This window comes from Yersinia similis, assembly GCF_001053095.1.
GTDB lineage: Bacteria > Pseudomonadota > Gammaproteobacteria > Enterobacterales > Enterobacteriaceae > Yersinia > Yersinia similis.
The window spans coordinates 1-916 of the sequence record NZ_CGBP01000095.1 but is presented as its reverse complement, the minus strand read 5'-3'; the positions used below and the strand labels follow the sequence as shown (position 1 = coordinate 916).

The window sequence follows — 916 nt, the reverse complement described above, 5'->3', positions numbered from 1 at the left end:
TTCCAGCGGTCATCAATTTGTTTTATCAAGACCGGCGAGGCCGGTTGATGTTCATCGGCGGACACCGCCAGCTGGCGCAGTAACTCCTCCAGCGGTATCTCCCGGTTCAGCTCGGTCTGCATCTGGTAAACCGCAGTTTTTAGATATGAGATAGTCAGACTGCCCCGAGAACGTTCCTTTTTTAAAATACGTTAACATTTAATTTGCATCGTATTACGATATCTAATAGCATCGTTATACGATGTTAATTCGTTTTTAAAAGTGGCCTTATACTGGAGCATCTTATGACTGACGTGATAGACGAGATGATGCAGACGGAAGAACAGCGCCGGGCATTTGGCCTACGGCTAAAAGAATTACGTAAACAACAACATAAAACACAAAAGGAAGTCGCGACCCGTATTGGCTTGCAACTTTCACAGTACAATAAATATGAATCAGGGATGCATATTCCACCGGCGGATAAATTAATTACGCTGGCTGAGTTACTGGTTACCAGCATTGATTATCTGCTACTTGGCTCGTCTAACGAGACCTCATCGATTAGGAATACGCGCTTATTAGAGCGTTTTAAAGCCTTGTCGCAGTGCCAACCGGAAGAGCAGGAAACAGTAATTAAGTTAATTGATGCGGTGATTGTGAAGCATCGGGTTGAATCGGCTTTACAGCCAGTTGACCCAGAGAAGAAGTGATAACCACGGTATTTTAACACAGGGTTGAGGTGTATCAGCACCTCAGCCCCGCTAACCACGAGCAACTAAGCAGGAGTTACTATGGCTAAGGCACATTCTACGTCAGGAACTGGCATAAATAAAACACCGAAAACAGAGCGTTATTACACGGTGGGATATGTCCCGCAAAGAGGTAAGCGCAACCCGCCGCCCGCTATCAATCTTAAAGGCCGCTGGCTTGAAGC

General features: G+C 45.9%; 3 protein-coding genes. 2 read left to right on the top strand and 1 reads right to left on the bottom strand.

Translation table 11 applies throughout. The annotated features are described in order from the left end of the window. Positions 1-188, bottom strand: a 188-nt coding sequence (locus AC971_RS23780) for a VasL domain-containing protein (protein WP_330114569.1), incomplete at its 3' end; no start/stop codon positions are given. 96 nt (positions 189-284) lie between these two features. Between AC971_RS23780 and AC971_RS21555 the strand changes: the two genes are divergently transcribed. Continuing rightward, positions 285-692 (top strand): helix-turn-helix domain-containing protein, encoded by a 408-nt coding sequence (locus tag AC971_RS21555; RefSeq protein WP_012104367.1) that lies wholly within the window; start codon positions 285-287, stop codon positions 690-692. An 81-nt stretch (positions 693-773) separates the two neighbouring features. After that, a partial coding sequence (locus AC971_RS22410; protein WP_042820635.1) for a SymE family type I addiction module toxin occupies positions 774-916 on the top strand: 143 nt, incomplete at its 3' end.